Origin of the sequence: Stenotrophomonas sp. AG209 (assembly GCF_003550055.1) — a bacterium.
Lineage (GTDB): Bacteria > Pseudomonadota > Gammaproteobacteria > Xanthomonadales > Xanthomonadaceae > Stenotrophomonas.
The window spans coordinates 401,424-422,056 of sequence record NZ_QXDB01000003.1; the positions used below are offsets into that span (position 1 = coordinate 401,424).

Annotated in this window: 18 protein-coding genes; 11 read left to right on the plus strand and 7 right to left on the minus strand. The window is 68.4% G+C overall.

Features of this window, described 5'->3' with window-relative positions; genetic code table 11:
* Positions 1-3 precede the first annotated feature (3 nt).
* The 4 genes from DFO63_RS16910 to DFO63_RS16925 form a co-directional block, all read right to left on the minus strand.
* Positions 4-1,464, minus strand: a complete 1,461-nt coding sequence (locus DFO63_RS16910; RefSeq protein WP_049446858.1) for an efflux transporter outer membrane subunit — start codon at positions 1,462-1,464, stop codon at positions 4-6.
* Entirely contained in the window at positions 1,461-2,378 is a 918-nt protein-coding gene (locus DFO63_RS16915; protein WP_049446860.1) for an HlyD family secretion protein, read from the minus strand. The genes DFO63_RS16910 and DFO63_RS16915 overlap by 4 nt, the downstream gene beginning before the upstream one ends.
* Positions 2,375-2,584: a DUF1656 domain-containing protein gene (locus DFO63_RS16920; RefSeq protein WP_010487502.1), complete on the minus strand. Its 210-nt coding sequence runs from the start codon at positions 2,582-2,584 to the stop codon at positions 2,375-2,377. The genes DFO63_RS16915 and DFO63_RS16920 overlap by 4 nt, the downstream gene beginning before the upstream one ends.
* Before the next feature lie 109 nt (positions 2,585-2,693).
* Positions 2,694-3,149 carry a MarR family transcriptional regulator gene (locus DFO63_RS16925; protein ID WP_012481667.1) on the minus strand — a complete coding sequence of 152 codons (456 nt, stop codon included), beginning with the start codon at positions 3,147-3,149 and terminating at the stop codon, positions 2,694-2,696.
* 688 nt (positions 3,150-3,837) lie between these two features.
* Between DFO63_RS16925 and folE the strand changes: the two genes are divergently transcribed.
* The 4 genes from folE to DFO63_RS16945 all read left to right on the plus strand — a co-directional run bounded on the left by folE (position 3,838) and on the right by DFO63_RS16945 (position 10,116).
* Positions 3,838-4,449: a GTP cyclohydrolase I FolE gene (folE, locus tag DFO63_RS16930; protein ID WP_004141296.1), complete on the plus strand. Its 612-nt coding sequence runs from the start codon at positions 3,838-3,840 to the stop codon at positions 4,447-4,449.
* Between the two features lie 112 nt (positions 4,450-4,561).
* Positions 4,562-6,031 (plus strand): DUF3375 domain-containing protein, encoded by a 1,470-nt coding sequence (locus DFO63_RS16935; protein ID WP_014039010.1) that lies wholly within the window; start codon positions 4,562-4,564, stop codon positions 6,029-6,031.
* Complete coding sequence (locus DFO63_RS16940; protein WP_049446862.1) at positions 6,018-6,719, plus strand: DUF4194 domain-containing protein; 702 nt, start codon at positions 6,018-6,020, stop codon at positions 6,717-6,719. The genes DFO63_RS16935 and DFO63_RS16940 overlap by 14 nt, the downstream gene beginning before the upstream one ends.
* Before the next feature lie 16 nt (positions 6,720-6,735).
* Positions 6,736-10,116, plus strand: coding sequence for an SbcC/MukB-like Walker B domain-containing protein (locus DFO63_RS16945; RefSeq protein WP_049446864.1), 3,381 nt, complete (start codon positions 6,736-6,738; stop codon positions 10,114-10,116).
* A gap of 96 nt (positions 10,117-10,212) precedes the next feature.
* On the opposite strand, the gene DFO63_RS16950 is transcribed toward DFO63_RS16945, so the two are convergent.
* A complete protein-coding gene (locus tag DFO63_RS16950) occupies positions 10,213-10,992 on the minus strand; it encodes a sulfite exporter TauE/SafE family protein (RefSeq protein WP_049447056.1) in 780 nt (259 codons plus the stop codon).
* Positions 10,993-11,094: 102 nt separating this feature from the next.
* On the opposite strand from DFO63_RS16950, the gene DFO63_RS16955 reads away from it, so the two are divergent.
* Positions 11,095-11,487, plus strand: coding sequence for a YchJ family protein (locus tag DFO63_RS16955; RefSeq protein WP_049446867.1), 393 nt, complete (start codon positions 11,095-11,097; stop codon positions 11,485-11,487).
* A gap of 3 nt (positions 11,488-11,490) precedes the next feature.
* On the opposite strand, the gene DFO63_RS16960 is transcribed toward DFO63_RS16955, so the two are convergent.
* Positions 11,491-12,771, minus strand: coding sequence for a GGDEF domain-containing protein (locus tag DFO63_RS16960; protein WP_049446869.1), 1,281 nt, complete (start codon positions 12,769-12,771; stop codon positions 11,491-11,493).
* Between the two features lie 151 nt (positions 12,772-12,922).
* Here DFO63_RS16960 and egtB point away from each other — a divergent pair, with 151 nt between their 5' ends.
* From egtB to DFO63_RS16990, 6 genes are all read left to right on the plus strand, one after another.
* A complete protein-coding gene (gene egtB, locus DFO63_RS16965) occupies positions 12,923-14,194 on the plus strand; it encodes an ergothioneine biosynthesis protein EgtB (protein WP_049446870.1) in 1,272 nt (423 codons plus the stop codon).
* Positions 14,191-15,165: an L-histidine N(alpha)-methyltransferase gene (gene egtD, locus DFO63_RS16970; RefSeq protein ID WP_119007400.1), complete on the plus strand. Its 975-nt coding sequence runs from the start codon at positions 14,191-14,193 to the stop codon at positions 15,163-15,165. The genes egtB and egtD overlap by 4 nt, the downstream gene beginning before the upstream one ends.
* Positions 15,166-15,249: 84 nt before the next feature.
* Complete coding sequence (locus DFO63_RS16975) at positions 15,250-16,497, plus strand: lytic murein transglycosylase (protein WP_119007401.1); 1,248 nt, start codon at positions 15,250-15,252, stop codon at positions 16,495-16,497.
* Positions 16,498-16,558: 61 nt separating this feature from the next.
* Entirely contained in the window at positions 16,559-17,449 is an 891-nt protein-coding gene (locus tag DFO63_RS16980; RefSeq protein ID WP_049446877.1) for a D-hexose-6-phosphate mutarotase, read from the plus strand.
* A gap of 26 nt (positions 17,450-17,475) precedes the next feature.
* Positions 17,476-18,246 carry a GYF domain-containing protein gene (locus tag DFO63_RS16985; RefSeq protein ID WP_049447057.1) on the plus strand — a complete coding sequence of 257 codons (771 nt, stop codon included), beginning with the start codon at positions 17,476-17,478 and terminating at the stop codon, positions 18,244-18,246.
* 71 nt (positions 18,247-18,317) lie between these two features.
* A complete protein-coding gene (locus DFO63_RS16990; RefSeq protein ID WP_049446880.1) occupies positions 18,318-18,863 on the plus strand; it encodes a DUF2628 domain-containing protein in 546 nt (181 codons plus the stop codon).
* 23 nt (positions 18,864-18,886) lie between these two features.
* On the opposite strand, the gene DFO63_RS16995 is transcribed toward DFO63_RS16990, so the two are convergent.
* On the minus strand, positions 18,887-20,074 hold the full coding sequence (locus tag DFO63_RS16995; protein ID WP_049446882.1) for a benzoate/H(+) symporter BenE family transporter: 1,188 nt from the start codon (positions 20,072-20,074) through the stop codon (positions 18,887-18,889).
* Positions 20,075-20,633: the final 559 nt, after the last annotated feature.

Below are 20,633 nucleotides of genomic sequence, written 5' to 3' on the forward strand. Positions count from 1 at the left end.
GGCTTACTTCGCTGCGGTCGAGGCGTTGGGCGCGGCGGCGCTGGCCTGCCAGCCACCACCCAGCACCAGGAACAGGTGGATCTGGTCGCGCGAGACCTGCGCTTCGGCGGCGGCCAGGGTGGCGTCGCTGGTGGCCAGGCTGCGGTCGGCATCCAGGCTGGACAGGTACGGCGTGCGGCCGCCCTGGTACAGCCGGCGGTTCTGCTCGGCGGCCAGTGCGGCCTGCTCCTGCGCAGTGCGCAGCGACTGCAGCCGGCGCAGGTCCTGCGCGTAGCGATCCAGTGCGGTCTGGGTCTCGCGCAGCGCCTGCAGCACGGTGTGGTCGAACTCGGCCAGCGCCGCATCGGCACCCGCCTCGGCGGCGTGGATGCGTGCGTGGGTGCCGGACGACGGCAACGTCCACGAGATCAGTGGGCCGATCGACCACTGCTGGGTCATCGGCGTGCCGAAGTCCTCAAGCAGGCCGGCGGCACCGAGCGAGGCCCCCAGGCGGATGTCCGGGTACAGCTCGGCGGTGGCCACGCCAATCCGTGCCGTGGCGGAGGCCAGCTTGCGCTCGGCCTGGCGCACGTCCGGGCGGCGCTGCAGCAGTGCGCGGCCATCACCGACCGGCAGCGGCTGCGCCAGGCTGGGCGCGTGTGCACAGTCGATCACGCCGGCCGGCAGCTGGCCCGGGGTCTGCCCGAGCAGCGCGGCCAGCGAATAGGCGGCCGCCGAACGCTGCGCGCGCAGCGGCGGCAATGCAGCTTCCAGCAGCGCCACCTGGGCATTGGCGCGGGCCAGCTCCGGCGGCGTGCCGCGACCGGCATCGATCAGGCGCTGGGTGACCGAACGGCTGCGCTGCTGCAGCTGCAGCGAATGCTCGGCCACGTGCAGCTCGTGGTTGGCGTGGCAGATCTCCAGGTAGCTGTCGGCCACCTGCGCGACCACGCTGACCTGGGCCAGGTCACGTGCTGCGGCAACCGACTGTTCGTCGGCTCGCGCCGCTTCGGCGCCGCGCTTGAGCTTGCCGAACAGGTCGAACTGGTAGCTGACCGCGAACTTGCCATCGGCCAGGTTGATCACCGGCAGCTCGTGTTCCTGCAGGAACGATTCGGCCGACAGCTGCGCGCGGCTGACCCCGGCCTCGGCCTCGTACTCGAAGCCGCCGGCGTCCAGCGCCTGTTCGTACACCGCTGCGGCACGGCGAAGGTGCGCATCAGCGGCCTTCAGTTCAACGTTGTCACGCAGCGCCTGGGTGATCAGCCCGTCCAGCACCGGGTCGTTGTACAGCGACCACCAGCGGTCGGGCAGCGCCTGGTTGGCGGCCACCTGCGGGTTCTGGGTATCGATGAAGGCCGCATTGGCCTGCGGGCGCTTGAACGCCGAGCCTTCCGGCAGCGCGTAATCCGGGCCAACGGTCCTGCATGCGGTCAGGCTGGCCAGCGCGACGATCAGGCCGAAACGGGGCAGGGCGGCGTTCACAGGCCCGCCTGTGTCGGCGCGGTGCCGGCCTTGTCGCTGTGCGGGTGGCGGCCGGTGTCCACGGTCACCGTGGCGGTGCGGCCGGCGATCAGTTCCACGCCCTTGGGTACTTCGTCGATGGCGATGCGCACCGGGATGCGCTGCGCCAGCCGCACCCAGTCGAAGGCCGGGGTCACGTTCGGCAGCAGGGTGCTGCCATTGCTGCGGTAGCGGTCCTCGATGCCGGCGGCGATGCTCTCGACATGGCCGCGCAGCGGCGCCGATTCACCCATCAGGCGGATGTCCACGCGCTGCCCCGGCGCCACGCCGCGCAGGCGGGTTTCCTCGAAGTAGCCATCGATGCGGAACGAGCCGATATCCAGCAGCGCCAGCACCGGCTTGCCGGCCACCACGTAGTCGCCCACGCGCATGGTGCGGTCGTTGACCCGGCCATCGGCCGGTGCGCGCACCTCGGTGCGGCCAAGGTTGAGCTCGGCCAGGTCGACCGCCGCCTGTGCGGTGGCCAGCGCAGCCTGTGCGGCCTGCAGCTTGGCGCGGCGCACTTCGGCGTCCTCGGCGGCGACCAGGTCCTGCAGGCTGTGGTCACGGCCGATCTCGCGGCGCAGCTGTGCCACCGAGGCCTGGCGCTCTGCCAGGCTGGCACGGGCCTGCTCCAGCGCGATGCGGTAACGGGCGCGGTCGACCACGAACAGCAGGTCGCCCTTCTTCACCGCCTGGTTGTCGGCCACCTGCACCGTTTCCACCAGCCCGGACACGTCCGGCGCCACCTGCACCACGTCGGCGCCGACATGGGCATCGCGGGTCCACGGCTCATCCATGTAATAGACCCACAGCTGGCGCAGCACCAGCAGGGCGACGATCACGGCTGCGCTGGTGAGCAGCACCGGCAGGGTCTTCTTCACGATCTTGTTCACGATTGCATCCAACGCAGGAGGTGGAACAGCAGGCCAAGCACGATCCCGTACAGGGCCAGGTTGAACAGCGCCGGGTGCCATACATGGCGGTAGGCGCCGGCACGCTGCAGCAGCGCGTGCAGGCCGCTGTTGACCAAATAGGCCAACAACATCAACCCGAGCAGGGTCGGGACGAACACTCCGTGGAGACTGAATTCACCGGGCATCGGTAGGGGCGGGGGCGAGGTGGGGGAGGGGGAGGAACAACGAAACAACGGCAACGGGTAAAAGCCGCTGGCGTGTGCACGGCAGCGGCGGTATTCGGGGGCAGCGCTCTTACGTGATGCGGTCGGCGGCCTCGGCCAGCAGGCGCCATGCCTTCAGCACGGCGTGCAGTTCATCCATGGAAAGCTCGCCGAACACGTCCTGGCGCAGGCCGATCAACTGGTCTTCCAGCTCGCTGACCAGCGCGTGTCCCGCATCGGTCAGCCACAGCAGGTTGGCGCGGCGGTCGCTGGCGTCGCTCTCGCGGCGGACCAGGTCGCTGGCGCACAGCTTGTCCAGCAGGCGCACCAGGGAAGGACCCTCCATGCCCAGCTGCTGGGCCAGCGCCACCTGGCGGATGCCACCGCCGGAGCGGCCGATCATCAGCAGGGGCATGGTGCAGGCGGTGGAGATGCCGTAGCTGCCGAGCCGGCTGTCGGCCAGGCGCTGCCACTGCCGCCCTGCGTACAGCAGGCCGGAGCTGAGCTGCATCTGCAGCACGGTGCGCTCGTCGAGGGGTCGGTCCATAAGAGATAGATAGGATACTACTAATTTCATTCCTATCAATGGTTTTTATGAATGGACGGGTGTGTTGAGGAAAGCGTTGCGCCTGCCTGATGTCGGGTGGGGCGGCGGGGGCCGGACGGGGCAGGACACGCCGCAAGTACGTCCCTGTAGGCTCGGCCGCGGCTTGCTCGTGTGCGTGTCCTGCGCACACGGCAAGACCGGCGTTGGGCGTCCTGCCCAACCCGCCCGAGGCATGCCTCGGGCCCATGCCGCGGACGGTCCTGCCCCGCCCGGCCCCCGCTGCCCTCCCATTACCCCGCGAGCGCGGTGGGTTGGCTCTTAGAAGCAAGAGCAGAAGCAGTGCGGACCAACGGTCCGCACCCACCAAAGCAGAAGACACCACAGCAGCGGCGCGCTGCTTCCGAAGCCATGAACCCCTGCTTTTGACCCCGCTCTCGGGCGGTCCGGCCGCGCCCGCAAGAAACCGTCAGGGAGGGGGACAGGGGACTGCGCAGGACCGTTGGCGCCATGGATGGCGCCATCGAGCCCCCAGGGACGGGTTTACGGCGTGTCCTGCGCAGTTCCCTGTCCCCCTCCAAACCGATAGCAACGACGCGCCAACAACGACCCCCCGATGAACCGTCCCAACAGGACGACCCACCCCCCGGTCGGGTACGATGCTCGCCCCCCGTTCGGGACGCTGTACGCAATGAGCAAGAACAACGAAAAGGCCGCCCCGCAGGGCGACGTGACCCAGGACCAGGCCGAGGATGCCGTGCGCACCCTGCTGCGCTGGGCCGGTGAGGACCCGTCCCGTGAAGGCCTGCTGGATACCCCCCGCCGCGTCGCCGAAGCCTATGGCGACTGGTTCAGCGGTTACCGCGACGACCCCCGCGCCTACATGGAGCGGACCTTCGAGGAAGTGGCCGGCTACGACGAACTGATCGTCCTGCGCGACATCGAGTACGAAAGCCACTGCGAACACCACATGGCGCCGATCATCGGCCGCGTGCACGTCGGCTACCTGCCGGCCGGCAAGGTGGTGGGCATCAGCAAGCTGGCCCGCGTCGTCGAAGCCTACGCCCGCCGTTTCCAGGTGCAGGAGAAGATGACCGCGCAGATCGCCCAGTGCATCCAGGATGTGCTGCAGCCGATCGGCGTCGGCGTGGTCGTCGAAGGCGCCCACGAATGCATGACCACCCGCGGCATCCACAAGCGCGGCGTCAGCATGGTCACCTCCAAGATGCTGGGCAGCTTCCGCGACGACGCGCGTACCCGCGCCGAGTTCCTGCGCTTCATCGAAGTGGGCGGCAAGCGCTGAGCCGCTTGCCCGCACCCCGCCGGCCGCTGCGGGCCGGCATGCCCACGGCTGCCCGCGCGGCCGCCGTGCGTGGCGGCTCGTCCCTGTCAGCCCAACAGACCTCTTTCGCTGCATGAAGCATCGCGAACGCATCTCCCGTTACCGCCATCTGCGCGAACAGCCCCAGTGGAAGCTGCTCGCCGCCGACCACGCTCCGGAAATCATCGGCCTGCTGCAGGGGCTGCTGATGGACGGCGAGCGCACGCTGTCCTCGTCGGTGCTCAACGAGCGCCTGCAACGCGCGCTGGACCAGCTCAACGGCGATGAACTGTCGCGCGACCTGCCGCGTACCGCGCAGGCCTACATCGCGCACTGGCTGGCCCAGGGCTGGCTGGAACGCCGCCTGCCCGAGGGCGCCGACCAGGAGCAGTACGAACTGTCGACCGCGGCGCTGCAGGCGATCCGCTTCGCAGATGGCCTCGAGCAGGCCCGCGTGGCCGCCACCGAAAGCCGCCTGGCGCTGGTCATCGAACAGCTCTCGCAGCTGGCAGCGCAGACCGAGTCGGACCCGGATGCACGCCTGTCGGCGCTGCGCGACGAGCGCGACCGCATCGACGCCGAGATCGCCCGCGTTGGTGCCGGCCGTGTGATCGCGCTGGATGGCAAGCGCGCGCTGGAACGTGCGCGCCAGATCATCGGCCTGGCCGACGAGCTGACCGAGGACTTCCGCCGCGTGCGCGACGACTTCGAGCAGCTCAACCGCGATTTCCGCGAACGCATCATCGACGATGAGGGCGAGCGCGGCGACGTGCTGTCGCAGCTGTTCGAAGGCGTGGACGTGATCGGCGAGAGCGATGCCGGCCGCAGCTTCCAGGCGTTCTGGCGACTGCTCAACGACGCCGAACAGAGCGCCCAGCTCGATGCTGCGCTGGAAGCGGTGCTGGCGCGTGGCTTCGCCCGCCGCCTGGACCGCAACGAACGCAACTTCCTGCGCGGCTTCACCAGCACCATGCTCGAGCGCGGTGGCCAGGTGCACGACGTGCTGCAGAACTTCGCGCGCAGCCTGCGCGGCTTCGTGCAGAGCCGTGGCTACCTGGAACAGCGCCGCCTCAACCAGCTGCTGAAGCAGGCGCAGTCCGAAGCGCTGGCGCTGCGCGACGAGTTCCCCGCACAGCGCGGCATCGGCCGTGACCTGCAGCTGACCACCAGCCGCCTGCGTTCGTGGTCGCAGTGGAAGCTGCACGATCCACGCAGTGCCCAGGTCGATGGCAACGTCGAGTACAACGACGCGGCCGCGATCAGCCTGGAGAGCGTCGGCGACCTGGTCGCTTCGTCCGAAATCGACTTCCGCACCCTGCGCCGCGACCTGCACGACCTGCTCGATGCACAGCCGCGGCTCAGCATCGCCCAGGCCCTGTCGCAGCGCGAGGCGCCGCAGGGTCTTGGCAGCGTCATCGGCTACCTGTCGCTGGGCACGCGCTTCGGCAACGTGGTCGCCGGCGAGCAGGAGCTTGCGCAATGGCGTGGTGGCGACGGCCAGGTCCGTCGCGCCCGCATCCCGCTGGTTTGGTTCACCCAGGAGAGACGCCATGAGCTGGCATGAAGATCCCATCGACGCACCGCTGGCCGACGTGGCGGAAGACGCCTACGAGGCCGAGCCGGTGGCGACCGTGGCGCAGCCCCGCCGTGGCAACGACGTGTATTACCTGGGCGATACCGGGCGCCTGCCGCTGGATGCGCGCCGCGCGCTGTGCCAGCTGCTGATCGGCCCCAGCATCGACCAGCTGCGCCACGCCAAGCTGTGGCCGGCGCTGATCCGCAGCGAGGCGGCCATCCGTTCGTCACTGGCGGACCTGTTCCTGGAACTGGTGCTCGACCGCGACAGCGGCGTGGCCTTCACCCGCCAGGCCGACACGGAAGACGTTGATGCGCCGGTGCTGCTGCGTACCTCGCCGCTGACCTTCATCGATTCGGTGCTGCTGCTGTACCTGCGCCAGCAGCTGGCCGAGGCCGATGCGCGCGGCAACCGTGCGGTGGTCGCCGACGCCGAGATGGCCGAAGCGCTGGCCATCTACGAGAAGAACCTGTCCACCGACCGCGCCGGCTTCAACCGCCGCGTCGCTTCGGCGGTGCAGAAGATGAAGGACAACCACATCCTGACCCGCCTCAGCGGCCAGGAAGACCGCCACGAAGTCTCGCCGGCGCTGAAGCTGCTGTTCTCCGCCGAAGACGTGTCCCAGCTTTCGGCGGTCTACCGCCAGCTGCGCGAAACCCCGGCCGCCGAGGCCTGAGAGACCCGACCATCGCATGGCTATCTCCAAGCACACTCCCGCCCTGTTCAACGAAGGCCTGCCGGACCCGCGCCTGCAGCAGTTCCGCATGCGCCGCCTGCAGGTGCACAACTGGGGCACCTTCAACGGCCTGACCGAAGTACCGATCGCCGAGCGCGGCTTCCTGTTCGTCGGCCGTTCCGGCTCGGGCAAGTCGACCCTGCTCGATGCCATGTCCGCGCTGCTGACGCCGCCGGCCATCGTCGACTTCAATGCCGCCGCGCGTGAAGCCGAGCGCAGTGGCCGCGACCGCAACCTGGTGTCCTATGTGCGTGGCGCATGGGCCGACCAGCAGGACAGCGGCACCGGCGAAATCGCCACCCAGTACCTGCGCAAGGGCGCGACCTGGACCGCACTGGTGCTGGAGTACCGCGCCGGCGATGGCCGCGTGGTCAGCCTGGTGCGCCTGTTGTGGATCTCCGGCAACGGCACCTCGGCCGGCGACGTGCGCAAGCACTACATGATCGCCGAGCGCCCGTTCGACATCGCCAAGGACCTCGGCGGCTTCGATCTGGACCTGCGCAAGCTCAAGCAGAAGCTGTCCGACCTGCACCACTTCGACACCTTCTCCGGCTACGCCGAGCGCTTCCGCGACCTGCTCGGCATCGACAACGAAATGGCACTGCGCCTGCTGCACAAGACGCAGTCGGCGAAAAACCTGGGCGACCTCAACGTCTTCCTGCGCGACTTCATGCTCGACACGCCGAAGACCTTCGACGCCGCCGAGCGCCTGGTCAGCGACTTCGCCGAACTCGATGGCGCGCACCAGGCCGTGGTCACCGCACGCCGCCAGGTGGAAACCCTGTTGCCGGCACGCGCCTACTACAACGATCTGAAGGAAATGCACCGCCAGCGCGGTGACGACGAAGCGCTGAAGCTCGGCGTCGACAGCTTCCGCGAAAGCCGCCGCCAGGCGCTGATCGAAGCGCGCCTGCGCGAGATGGATGTGCGTGACCGTGGCCTGCTTGGCGAAGAAGCCCAGCGTCGCGCCGCATTGGACAACCACACCGAGCGCCTGGCCGAACTGGAACTGCAGCGCCGCCAGCAGGGCGGTGAACGCATCGAGGAACTGGAACGCGAGCAGGGCCGCGCCGAAGCCGAGCGCGACCGCCGCAAGGCCAAGCGTGACCAGGCCCAGGAAGCGGCACAGCAGCTGCAGGCCGAACTGCCCGACGACGCCCATGGCTTCGCCGAGCTGGTCGAGCGTGCGCAGAACGAACTGCAGGACCGCCAGCGTGCCTCGGCTGCACTGGACGACGCGATCAGCGATCGCCTCGGCGGCAAGCGCGATGACGAGCGCCGCTTCGGTGAAGTGCGCAGCGAACTCGAAGCGATGCAGCGCACCCCCTCCAACATCCCGGCGCCGATGCAGAAGCTGCGCGCGCGCCTGGCCGAGGAAACCGGCATCGCCGAAGCGGCACTGCCGTTCGTTGGCGAGCTGATCCAGGTCCGCTCGGAAGAGCAGGGCTGGCAGGGTGCCATCGAGCGTGTGCTGGGTGGCTTCGCGCTGTCGCTGCTGGTCGATGACAAGCACTACAACGACGTCGCCGAGTGGGTGAACCGTACCCACCTGGGCATGCGCTTCACCTACTACCGTGTGCGCCGCAACGATGATGCATTCGCGCGCGAGCCGTCGGCGAAGTCGCTGCTGCACAAGCTGGAGCTGCGCGAGCACGTGTTCGAAAGCTGGCTGCGCCGCGAGCTCGGCAAGCGCTTCGACTACGAGTGCGTGGATGCCAAGCAGCTGCGCAACGTCGACCGCGGCATCACCCGCGAAGGCCAGGTCAAGCATCCGGGCGACCGTTTCGAGAAGGACGACCGCAGTGCGGTGGGCGACCGTCGTCGCTGGATCCTCGGCTTCAACAACCACGACAAGGTGGGCGCCTTCGAGCGCGAAGCACAGGAACTGGCCAAGCGCATCGCCAGCTGCGAGACCGACATCGCACGCCTGCGCGGCCAGCGCGACCGCGACAATGAGCGCCGCCTGGCCTGCCACGAGCTGGTCAGCATCAGCTGGAACGAGATCGACATCGCTGCCCCGCAGCAGCGCCTGAGCGATATCGAAGCGACTCTGCGCGACCTGCGTGAAGGCAACGCCGACCTCGCCAAGCTGGCCAAGCAGATCGACGCCGTGCGCGCGGATATCGAACAATCCCGCCGCACCTATGAAGACGTCCGTGTCGAGCGTGGCCAGCTGGTCAAGGAACGTGATCGCCTCGACCGCGCCCGCCAGCAGAGCCGTGCGCTGGTGCTGCCGAGCCTGGCCCAGGAGCAGGAAGCCGGGCTGGCCGAGCGCCTGCAGGAGCAGGGCCCGCTCAGCCTGGAAACGCTGGAAGCGCACATGCGCCAGGTCAGCAACGCGTTGAATGAGCAGCTGTCGTCCTCGCAGCAGGACCTCAACCGCATCGAGAACCAGCTGATCGGCTGCTTCCGTCGCTTCATCCAGCAGTGGCCGGAGGAATCGGGGGACTTCACCGTATCGGTGGCCTCGGCCGAGGACTTCCTTGCCCGCCTCGAACGCCTGGAGCGCGACGGCCTGCCGCAGCACGAAGAGCGCTTCTTCGATCTGCTGCAGAACCAGAGCAAGAACAACCTGCTGGCCCTGCAGCGCCACAGTGCAGAGGCCCGCAAGTCGATCGGCCAGCGCCTGGATGAAGTGAACGCCAGCCTGGAGCAGGTGCCGTTCAACCGTGGCACGCTGCTGACCATCGAACTGAGCGACCGCCGTCTGCCGGAAGTCGGTGAGTTCCACCTGCAGCTGCGCGAGGTGCTGTCGCAGCAGCAGACCGAGCAGCGCGAGCTGGCCGAATCGCAGTTCACCGTGCTGCGCCAGCTGGTCAACCGCCTGGGTTCGCAGGAAGGCGAGGACAAGCGCTGGCGCGAACTGGTGCTGGACGTGCGCATGCACGTGGAGTTCATCGGCGTCGAGCTGGATGCGGAAACGCGCCAGCAGGTCGAGATCTACCGCAGCGGTGCCGGCAAGTCCGGTGGCCAGCGCCAGAAGCTGGCCACCACCTGCCTGGCCGCGGCACTGCGCTACCAGCTCGGCGGCGCCGACAGCCAGCTGCCCAGCTACGCCGCGGTCGTGCTCGACGAAGCCTTCGACAAGGCCGACAACGAGTTCACCGCACTGGCGATGAACATCTTCGACAACTTCGGCTTCCAGATGGTGGTCGCCACTCCGCTGAAGTCGGTGATGACGCTGGAGCCGTTCATCGGTGGCGCCTGCTTCGTCGAAATCAGCGGCCGCCACGACTCCGGCGTGCTGCTGATCGAGTACGACGAAGAAGGCAAGCGCCTGAAGCTGCCCGAGCGCAGCCGCCAGCAGGCCAACGAACCGGAAGAAGCGGAGGCCTGAGCCGGCCGGTTGAATGGGAATGCCGGCCAGCGGCCGGCACTACCCATGGGCGGGGTTCATGACCCGGTAGTGCCGGCCGTTGGCCGGCAACCGCATTCACGCGCCAAGGAACGTATCCCACGCCATCCGCGCGATCAGCACCACCACCAGCCCCACGAACAGCTTGCGGATGAACGGCGTACCGCCCTTCAGTGCCAACCGCGTGCCCACCACCGAACCGATGATGTTGGCCGCCGCCATCGGCAGCGCGAACAGCCACAGGATGTTGCCGGTCGGTACGAAGAACGAGATCGCCGCAACATTCGTCGCCAGGTTCACCACCTTCGACGCGGCCGACGCGCGCAGGAAATCCAGGCCGAAGAAGCGCACGAACAGGAAGATCAGGAAGCTGCCGGTGCCCGGCCCGAAGAAGCCGTCGTAAAAGCCGATTGCCGCACCGATCGCCAGCGCGATCGCCAGTTCGCGGCGGCCGATCTCCTGTGGCCGGTGCAGCGCGCCGAAGTCCTTTTTCCACAGCGTGTAGGCCAGCATCGCGATCAGCAGCACCAGCACCAGTGGGCGCACCGCGTCCTTGGGCAGCAGGCTCACCGCGGTGGCCCCAGCGAAGGAGAAGATGAAGGCGGTGCCGGCCGCGAACAGCACCGGCTTCCACGGGAAGCGCACGTTGCGCGCATAGCGCCAGGCGGCCGCGCCGGTACCGAACATCGAACTGAACTTGTTGGTACCGAACAGCATCGCCGGCGTCTGCTGCGGCAGCACCGTGAACAGGCCGGGCAGCTGCACCAGGCCGCCGCCACCCACGGCGGCATCCACAAGACCGGCGATGAAGGCGATCACCACCAGCCACCACAACTCAGGGGGAACCAGTTCCAGCACGGCGATCAATCAAGGTGGGGGCGCGACAGCATACGCCTGTCCTGCTTCAGCTGGCCCGTGCCGCGCGTGGATCAATCCGCACAACCCGGCGACAATGCCGGCATGAGCCGAAAACCCGCCGATCCCTGCCCCTGTGGCCTGCCTGCCGACTACGCCGCCTGCTGCGGCCGTTTCCACGCCGGTGAGGCCGCACCCGATGCCGAGCATCTGATGCGTTCGCGCTACAGCGCGTATGTGCGGGGCCTGGCCGACTACCTGCGCCAGACCTGGCACCCGGACACGCGTCCGGCCGAGCTGTCACTGGATGAAGCACCCGGCCAGCGCACGCATTGGCTGGGCCTGACCGTGCACGAGCACACCGTCACCGGTGCCGACAGCGCCGACGTCCGCTTCACCGCGCGCTACCGCATCGGCGGCGGCAGCGCGGTGAAGATGACCGAGCACAGCCGCTTCCAACGCATCGACGGCTGCTGGTACTACCTCGACGCGGTCTGAGCCCTACGCGCTGCGCGCAGCCAGCACGCGCTGGCCGCCGTGCGTGCGCACCTGGTTGCGGCCCCCGTCCTTGGCCACATACAGGGCCTGGTCGGCGGCCTTGACCACCGCCATCGGCCGCGGATCCACGCGGCTGTCGGCCAGCCCGATGCTCACCGTCACCTGCACCACCTGGCCGCTGCCGCCGCGTCCGCGCTGCTGGCGGCCGGCTTCGTCGTCACGGCTGCGGGTGCTGCGGTCGCGCAGCTGCATGCGGGTGTCCTCGATGCTCTGCCGCAATGCTTCGACGGCATCGACACAGGCCGCCGCCGGGCGGTCCAGGAACACCACCGCGAACTCCTCGCCGCCATAGCGGAACGCACGGCCACCGTCGCCCACCCGCGCCAGCCGCGAGGCCACCAGGCGCAGCACATCGTCGCCGGTGTCGTGGCCATGGGTGTCGTTGAATGACTTGAAGTGGTCCACGTCCACCATCGCGATGCTGTAGGTGCCGCGCGCCCGCTGCAGGGTCTCGTTGAATGCCCGTCGCCCCGGCAGGCCGGTCAGCTCATCGCGGAAGGCCATGTGGAAGGACTCCTGCAGCATCGCGCCCAGCATCAGCAGCAGGGCGGCACTGCTCAGCGCTGGCAGCAGCACCGGCTGCAGGAAGATCCGCGGCAGCATCCACCACAGGCACAGCAGGGCCAGCAGCATCGCCGTGTGCAGTGGCCGCGGACGCCGCCACGCCTGCCAGCCCAATGCTGCGGTGGCCAGCAGGAACAGCAGCGCCGGCAGCTGCGCCAACGCATTCCAGTCGGCGGGAATCCAGGCCCAGTGACGGTTCGACAGCAGATCGTGCATGCCCTGCGGCTGCTGTGCCGCCAGCAGCAGGAAGATCACCAGCGCCGTGCCGCACACCACGCTGCGCAGCAGCAGGTCCTGGCGTCGGCGTCCGCGTTCCGGCCACAGCGCCAGTCCCGCGAACAGCAGCGGTACCCACGCCGAGATCGCGTGGAAGCGCAGCGGGGTCAGGGTGTCGACATGGCCGCTGCGCAGGTAGCCACCGAGGTCCCGGTGCAGCAGCGCGAACACCACTGCCACCACCAGCAGCAGGCACAGCGTGCGCATCTGGTGGTAAAGCAGCGCCAGGCCCGCGCCGAGGCAGGCCAGCAGCCAGGGCAGGATGCGCTGGCCCGGGCTGGCCACATCCTCGGTGCCCAGCGCCATCCACAGCACCAGGACGACCAGCACGGCGGGCAGCACGAACAGGTAATGCGCAGGCTGGCGGAGCGGATGCAGGGGCACGCAGTAAGTCCAGTGCGGTGACGATGCGGCCGCAACATTGCCGTTAGCGGCGTCCCCACGCGCTTCTTGAATGGGCGCGCCCGCTGTCATGTGAACGTGGTGGTGCGGTGCCATGACGTCGCACTCACCGTCCTGCGCCGATGCTGCACGCATGGACAGCGTACCCGCCGCCGTCGCTGCCCCGCAGCGCGATCTCGCCCGCCGCTTTGCACAGGTGCGGGCGCGCAGCCTGCAGCTGGCCGCGCCGCTCAGTGCCGAGGACACCATGCTGCAGAGCATGGCCGACGCCAGTCCCAGCAAATGGCACCTGGCCCATACCACCTGGTTCTTTGAACGCTTCGTACTGGCCGGATTCGCCACCGCGCCGGCGCATGATCCAGCCTGGGACTATCTGTTCAACAGCTACTACAAGAGCATCGGTCCGGCGCATGCGCGGCCGCAGCGCGGGCTGCTGTCGCGGCCCTCGTTGCAGCAGGTGCGCGACTACCGGCAACAGGTCGATCTGCAGGTGCAATCGCGGCTGGCGGCAGGCGAACTTGACGCGCAGGCGCTGCAGCACCTGCAGTTGGGCCTGCAGCACGAACAACAGCACCAGGAACTGCTGTTGACCGACATCAAGCATGCGTTCTGGTGCAATCCACTGCAGCCACCGTATCGCGAGGATCTGCGGCCGGTCGCCGGCACCGCGACGCCGCAGGGCTGGATCGAATCGCCCGAACGCATCGTCACCGTCGGTGCCGCGGCATGGCCCCGGCACGCCGCCTTCGCCTACGACAACGAATCGCCGCCGCACCGTGTGCTGCTGCCCGCGCATGCGCTGGCAGAACGCCCCGTCAGCAATGCCGAGTACCGCACCTTCATCGAGGCGGGGGGGTACCGCGAACCGCACTGGTGGCTCAGCGAAGGCTGGGCGCTGCGTGAAGCCGAAGGCTGGCAGCACCCCCTGTACTGGGATGATGCCCTGCAGCGCGAGTACACCCTGGGGGGTTGGCGCGAGCTGGATCCGCATGCGCCGGTCTGCCACCTCAGCTACTACGAGGCCGATGCCTGCGCCCGCTGGGCCGGTGCGCGCCTGCCCAGCGAGTTCGAGTGGGAAGCGGCCGCCGCATCGCAGCCCCTGCGCGGCCACTTTGCCGATGACGATCATCTGCATCCGCAGGCCGGGCAGGGCAGTGGACTGCGGCAGCTGTTCGGCGATGTCTGGGAGTGGACCGCCAGTGCCTATGGCGCCTACCCGGGCTTCCGTCCTTTTGACGGCAACCTCGGCGAATACAACGGCAAGTTCATGTGCGGCCAATGGGTGCTGCGCGGCGGCAGCTGTGCCACGCCCCGCGACCACGTGCGCGCCAGCTACCGCAATTTCTTCATGCCGCCGGCGCGCTGGCAGTTCTCCGGGCTGCGCCTGGCCAGAGACCTCATATGAGCACGGTGCATGACGCGCTGCAGGCGCTGACCGACCTGACCCCCAGCCGCCAGCAGATCCTGGCCGATGCGGTGGCCGGGCTGTCACGCGCATCGCGGCAGCTGCCCTCCAAGTACTTCTACGATGCGCGCGGCTCGCGTCTGTTCGAACAGATCACCCAGACCCGCGAGTACTACCCCACCCGCACCGAGCTGGCGCTGCTGGCCCGGGTGCTGCCCGACATCGCGCGCGTGGTCGGCCCGCGCCTGCACGTGGTGGAGCTGGGCAGTGGCAGTGGCCGCAAGACCGCGCTGCTGCTGGCTGCGCTGCAGGATCCGGTGGCCTATACCCCGATCGAGATCTCGCGGGCGGCACTGTTGTCCAGCATCGACCATCTGGCACCCGCGCTGCCCGAGGTCGAGATGCTGCCGGTCTGCGCCGACTTCACCCGCGCCGTCGCCGTGCCCACGCCCGAGCGCGCGCCGGCCCGTCGCCTACTGTTCTTCCCCGGTTCCACACTGGGCAATTTCGCCGACGAGGATGCCGTCGCCCTGTTGCGGGCGATGCGCCAGACCATGGGCCGCGACGGCCTGGCCCTGGTCGGCATCGACCTGCACAAGGACCCGACGCTGATCGAGGCGGCCTACAATGATGCGCAGGGTGTCACCGCAGCATTCACCCTCAACCTGCTGGCCCGCCTCAATCGCGAGATCGGCAGCGATTTCGATCTCGACGGATTCCGCCACCGCGCCCGTTACAGCACCGCACGGCTGCGCATCGAAACCGACCTGGTCAGCCAGTGGGCGCAGGACGTTCACCTGGATGGCCGCACCTTCCACTTTGCTGCCGGTGAACCCATCCGCGTCGAGTACAGCCACAAGTACACCGATGACAGCTTCGAAGCGCTGTTGCAGCAGGCGGGCCTGCAGGTCGCGCAGCGCTGGGATGCCGAAAGCCCTGCCTATGGCCTGCGCCTGCTGCGCGCTGCCTAGGGTGGGCGGCCAGCCGGTGCCCCTTCAGGTTCGGCCGCACCGCTGCCCCTAAGATGGCCGTGCAACGGCAACACGGAGGACGCCATGCCCATTCTGACCACGCTCGGCCTGGCGGCCGCCCTCGCGTCGACGCCGACGCTGCCTGCGGCCCCCGCCGCCACCATCGATCCGGCATTCAGCCGCTGCCTGGCGGGCCTGCAGGCCACCGCCGCGACCCAGGGCATCAGCGCTGAGCGATTCAACGGGATCACCGCCGGACTCACGCCGGATCCGAGCGTGCTCGGGCTGTTGGACGCACAACCGGAATTCACCACGCCGATCTGGGATTACTTGGCCGCGCTGGTCGACCGCCAGCGCGTCGATGATGGCCGCACCCTGCTGCAGCAACATCGCGATCTGCTCGATCGCGTCTCCGCACAGTACGGCGTCGATCCGGCCACCATCGTCGCGGTCTGGGGGGTGGAGAGCGACTATGGCCGTGTCTTCGGCAAGCGCCCGCTGCTGCAGTCGCTGGCCACGCTGTCCTGTGCCGGCCGCCGCCAGGCCTTCTTCCGGGGCGAACTGCTGGCGCTGCTCAAGCTGATCGACCGCGGCGACCTGCAGGCCCAGGGTCTCACCGGTTCCTGGGCCGGCGCCTTCGGGCATACGCAGTTCATGCCCAGCACCTACGCACGTATCGCGGTCGATGGTGATGGCGATGGCCGCCGCGATCTGGTCGGCAGCATTCCCGACGCGCTGGCGTCCACCGCCAATTACCTCAAGCGGGCCGGCTGGCGCAGTGGCGAACCGTGGGGCATGGAAGTACGGGTTCCCGCCGGCTTCAACGCCAGCCAGGCGGGCCGCACCCAGCGCCGGGCCTTGGCCGATTGGCGCGCGCAGGGCGTGACTGCGCTGGATGGCAGCGTGCTGGCGCCGCCCAACCTGCCGGCCGACGCGCGTGCCGCCCTGCTGCTGCCGGCGGGCATCAAGGGCCCGGCACTGCTGGTGTTCCGCAACTACGACGCGATCTACAGCTACAACGCTGCCGAAAGCTATGCGCTGGCGATTGCCACCCTGGCCGACCAGCTGCGTGGCGACACCGGCCTGGCCACCGCCTGGCCGACCGATGATCCCGGCATCGGCCGCGATGAACGCCGCCAGCTGCAGACCCTGCTGCTGGCCCGGGGCCACGACATCGGCAGCGCCGACGGCATGATCGGCACCGCCACCCGTCGCGCGATCCAGGCCGAGCAGCAGCGCCTGGGCTGGGCCAATGCGGATGGGCGCGCCGGCCAGCGCATCCTGCGCGCATTGCAGCAGGAGGCAGCAGCAGGGGCGCCTGCCACCCGCTAGACCTTGCCGATCGCAGGCTGGCCGCGACATCATCGCCGCGGTCTTCAAGGAGCGTCATCGCATGCAGTCGAACCCGGACGTCAGCACCGGCCTGTACCACGGGCTCGAGGCCTGGCAGGTACGCACCCCCAGCGCCACCGCGGTCATCAGCGTGTTCGGCGGACAGCTGCTGTCGTTCATTCCAGAGGGGCAGCCGGACCTGCTGTGGCTGTCGCCGAAACGTGCCGGGCTGCCCACGCCGATCCGGGGTGGCGTCCCAGTGTGCTGGCCGTGGTTCGGTCGCCAGGGCCAGCGCGATGACGTGCCGGCACACGGCCTGGTGCGCACCGCGCGCTGGGAACTGCTGCAGGCCCGCCAGGGCGATGACGGTGAGCTGGAGCTGCAGCTGGCGCCCCTGTCGATTGCCGAATGTGGCCTGCGCCTGCAGATGCAGCTGCGCATCGGTCGCCAGCTGCACCAGCAGCTGACCACCGAGAACACCGGCACGTCCCCGGTGACCTTCACCCAGGCCCTGCACAGCTACTTCCGGGTAGGCGATGCCCGTCGTGTCGAGGTCGATGGCCTCGATGGCCTGCACTATCTGGACAAGTACGAGGACTACACGCAGCTGCACCAGCAGCAGGGGCCCTGGTCGCTGCGTGACCCGCGCGATCCGGGGCGAAGCGACCGCATCTATACCGGTGCCGGCGGCCACTACGTGCTGCGCGATCCCGTCCTGCAGCGGCGGATCGAGATCCGCAGCGAAGGCAGCCAGACCCTGGTGGCCTGGAATCCGGGCGCGGCGGCGGCGGCGAAGATGGCCGATGTCGGCGACGGTTGGCACGACTACGTGTGCCTGGAAGTGGCCAATGCTGGGCCAGAGCAGATTACCCTTGCACCCGGCGCGCGCCACCAGCTGGTGCAGGTGCTGGTTAGTGAACCGCTGCAGGACGTAGCGGGATGTTCAGAGTAACGATGGGATCGACAGGAATGGATGGCATGCAGGACGCACAGTGGTGGTACGCCAACAGCAAGCAGAGCGAAGGGCCGGTGGACCTGGCCGGGCTGCGCCGCCTGCAGCAGGACGGCACCGTAACCGCCCGTACGCTGATGTGGCGGGAAGGAATGGCATCGTGGCGGCCGTTGGCCGAGCTGGATCCTTCGGTGACGCCGATGGAACCGACCCCGCCGCCGGTTGAACCGGTGCAGGCCGTCAGCGGCGGTGACGCACCGACCGCTGATCCGTCCGACCCCTATCGTGCGCCGGCTGCTTCGCCGGTGGCAGCGGCCGCGCCGCAGCTGGAAGGCGACATCGCCTTGTACGCCGCCGTGGTCGGCGGCAACTTCCCGATCTATCGACAGCGCTGGCGGCTCGACCAGGGTGTTGCCGACGGCAACGGCACCTGGCACTGGCCGGCGTTCCTGATCGGCGTGATCTGGATGGTGTACCGCAGGATGTACCGGCTGGCGGCGATCTGGGCCGGCATGCTGGTGTTCTTCAGCATCGCCGAGGCGTTGCTGGGCGTTCCGGAAGGCGTGTCGATGGTCATCACCTTTGTCATCAACATCACCGCCGCGGTGTATGCCAATCGCTGGTACCTGGCGCATTGCCAGCATGAGATCGCCCGTGCCCGTGCGCTGGCCGGAGACGACGAGCCACGCCTGCGCAGCGAGCTGGCCAGGCGGGGTGACACCAATGCACTGGCAGCGGCGGTGGTGGCCATCGCCGTCGTTGTGGTGATGCTGGTGGGGCAGGTGATGGCAGGCTGAGGCCGGAGCGGCTTCAGATTCACCGGTGGCTGCCGCTACCGCGGGATCATCCCGGGCAAGGAATCGCCGACATGAATCATCTGGATACCCCGCCGGTTTCCCCGGCGGACGACAATCCCTATCTCGCGCCCGCCGCAGAGGTGGGAGACGCGCCTGCTTCGTCCGACGCGGACTACCTGAACCTCCTCGTGGGCCCCAACGCGGCGCTCTACCGCCAGCGCTGGCACCTGGACAGCCCGGTGCCGAAGCCGCCGCGGCCGTGGCACTGGCCCGCCTTCCTGGTGCCGACCTACTGGCTGCTGCACCGGAAGATGTACCTGGCGGCCATCCTGTTCGAACTGGTCCTGTTCGGCATCGCGCTGCTGACCGCCCGCGCCAGCCCGCTGCTCACGGTGGCGTTGCTGGCGGTGCCACGGTTCGGCATCGCCGTGACCGCCAACAGCCTCTACCTGCGCTATTGCACGCGGCTGCTGGCCAGGGTGAAGGCTGCCCATGCAGGGCAGCACAACCGCATCCGCACAGAACTGCAGCGTCGTGGCGGCACCAGCGTGTGGGCGGTGGTGATCGGCATGGCGGCCGGCGCGGTGATCAACACCGTCGCCCGCCTGCCGACCTGATCATGCCGGCCTGATATGGTTGCTCAGGCCGCTGTCCGTGCCCGCAACACCAGCAGGCACAGCGCACCGGCCACCAGGCCCCAGAACGCCGAGCCGATCCCGGCCAGGGATACGCCCGATGCGGTAACCAGGAAGGTGACCAGCGCCGCCTCGCGGTCGCGCTCCACCGCCAATGCACTGGCCAGGCTGTTGCCGATGGTGCCGAACAGCGCGATGCCGGCCACGCAGGCCACCAGTTCCCTGGGGAAGGCCGCGAACAGTGCCGCCACCGTGGCGCCGAACAGCCCCACGACAATGTAGAAGGCACCGGCCGCCATCGCCGCTGTATAGCGGCGCGCCGGATCCTCGTGCGCGTCGCGGCCCATGCAGATGGCGGCGGTGATCGCCGCCAGGTTCAGCGCGTACGCACCGAACGGCGCCAGCAGCGTGTTGACCACGCCGATCCAGCCGATCAGCGGCGACACCGGGGCGTCGTAGCCGGACGCGCGCATCACCGCCACACCGGGAATGTTCTGCGAGGCCATGGTGACCACGAACAGGGGCAGGGCAATGCCGGCCACGGCCGTCCACGACAGGGACGGTGTCACCCACTGTGGCACTGCCAGTTGCAGCTGTACCTGCTGGGCATGCAGCAGGCCGCGGCTGGCGGCGACGGCGATGCCGACCAGCAGGGTGGCAATCACTGCATAGCGCGGGAACAGCCGCCGTCCGGCCAGCCAGGTGGCGAACATTGCCAGCGCGAGCATCAGCTGGGTGTTCATGGCCACGAACACATCCAGCCCGAAGCGCAGCAGTACACCGGCCAGCATGCCCGCAGCCAGCGCCATCGGCACTCGTTGCATCAGTCGGGCGAAGATGCCCGAGAAGCCCGCCAGCAGGCCCAGCACGGCAGCGAGCAGGAAGGCGCCGGTCGCTTCAGGGAGCGAGGCGCCACCAGCACCCACCACCAGCATCGCCGCGCCCGGGGTCGACCATGCCGTCACCACCGGCACGCGATAGCGCAGCGACAGGCCAATGCAGGTCACGCCCATGCCCAGCCCCAGTGCCCACATCCACGAGGCGATCTGCGCCTGGTCGGCACCGACGGCTTGTGCCGCCTGGAACACGATTACGGCCGAGCTGGCGAAGCCGACCAGCACCGTAATGAAGCCAGCGACGATTGCCGGCATCGAAAGATCGTGCCACCACGCGCGCCGCACCTGCATGCTCATTGCTCTGTCTCCACTGTGCATCCCTGCATTCATAGCGGTTGCGGCGTTGACCGCGCAACGCGCGGGCAACGCCGCAGTGATCTTCGAGCGTACGTCATGCGTGATGTCGTGGTGCTTCTGTCATCAGCCTGCAAAAAAAGCCTTGACGAAATCTGCAGGATCTCTAGAATTCGCTCCCTTGCTGCAGCGCATCGCTTCTCCGGAAACGACACGCGAACAGCGACGCCACCACCGCCGAACGAGATGATCGAACGAAGGTGTTGACGGACTCGAAAAGTCCGGCATAATAGGCGGCTCGCAACGACGAAAGACCTTCGGGTCCAACGACGAAGCAGCATCGGCAACAACGTCCACTCCGGTGAGACGGCCTTGAAAAAAGGTGTTGACGAAGTGGAAAAGCCGGCTATAATGGGCGGCTCGCTACGAAGGAAACTTCGCAGCATGCGGGAACGGCGCTGAGGCCACTTCCCCGGATCTTTGAAAGTATGCGCAGGTATCTTGTGAAGGCGCCTGCAGGAAGGATGATTGTCCATCTTGCAGACGTTTGATCAAGCAACTA

Excerpts from the sequence above, each read along its gene's own strand:
- DFO63_RS16920 (WP_010487502.1), bottom strand. The coding sequence starts at position 2,584 with ATGCCCGGTGAATTCAGTCTCCACGGAGTGTTCGTCCCGACCCTGCTC.
- DFO63_RS16925 (WP_012481667.1), bottom strand. The coding sequence starts at position 3,149 with ATGGACCGACCCCTCGACGAGCGCACCGTGCTGCAGATGCAGCTCAGC.
- folE (WP_004141296.1), top strand. The coding sequence starts at position 3,838 with ATGAGCAAGAACAACGAAAAGGCCGCCCCGCAGGGCGACGTGACCCAG.
- DFO63_RS16935 (WP_014039010.1), top strand. The coding sequence starts at position 4,562 with ATGAAGCATCGCGAACGCATCTCCCGTTACCGCCATCTGCGCGAACAG.
- DFO63_RS16940 (WP_049446862.1), top strand. The coding sequence starts at position 6,018 with ATGAGCTGGCATGAAGATCCCATCGACGCACCGCTGGCCGACGTGGCG.
- DFO63_RS16945 (WP_049446864.1), top strand. The coding sequence starts at position 6,736 with ATGGCTATCTCCAAGCACACTCCCGCCCTGTTCAACGAAGGCCTGCCG.
- DFO63_RS16955 (WP_049446867.1), top strand. The coding sequence starts at position 11,095 with ATGAGCCGAAAACCCGCCGATCCCTGCCCCTGTGGCCTGCCTGCCGAC.
- egtB (WP_049446870.1), top strand. The coding sequence starts at position 12,923 with ATGGACAGCGTACCCGCCGCCGTCGCTGCCCCGCAGCGCGATCTCGCC.
- egtD (WP_119007400.1), top strand. The coding sequence starts at position 14,191 with ATGAGCACGGTGCATGACGCGCTGCAGGCGCTGACCGACCTGACCCCC.
- DFO63_RS16975 (WP_119007401.1), top strand. The coding sequence starts at position 15,250 with ATGCCCATTCTGACCACGCTCGGCCTGGCGGCCGCCCTCGCGTCGACG.
- DFO63_RS16980 (WP_049446877.1), top strand. The coding sequence starts at position 16,559 with ATGCAGTCGAACCCGGACGTCAGCACCGGCCTGTACCACGGGCTCGAG.
- DFO63_RS16985 (WP_049447057.1), top strand. The coding sequence starts at position 17,476 with ATGCAGGACGCACAGTGGTGGTACGCCAACAGCAAGCAGAGCGAAGGG.
- DFO63_RS16990 (WP_049446880.1), top strand. The coding sequence starts at position 18,318 with ATGAATCATCTGGATACCCCGCCGGTTTCCCCGGCGGACGACAATCCC.
- DFO63_RS16995 (WP_049446882.1), bottom strand. The coding sequence starts at position 20,074 with ATGAGCATGCAGGTGCGGCGCGCGTGGTGGCACGATCTTTCGATGCCG.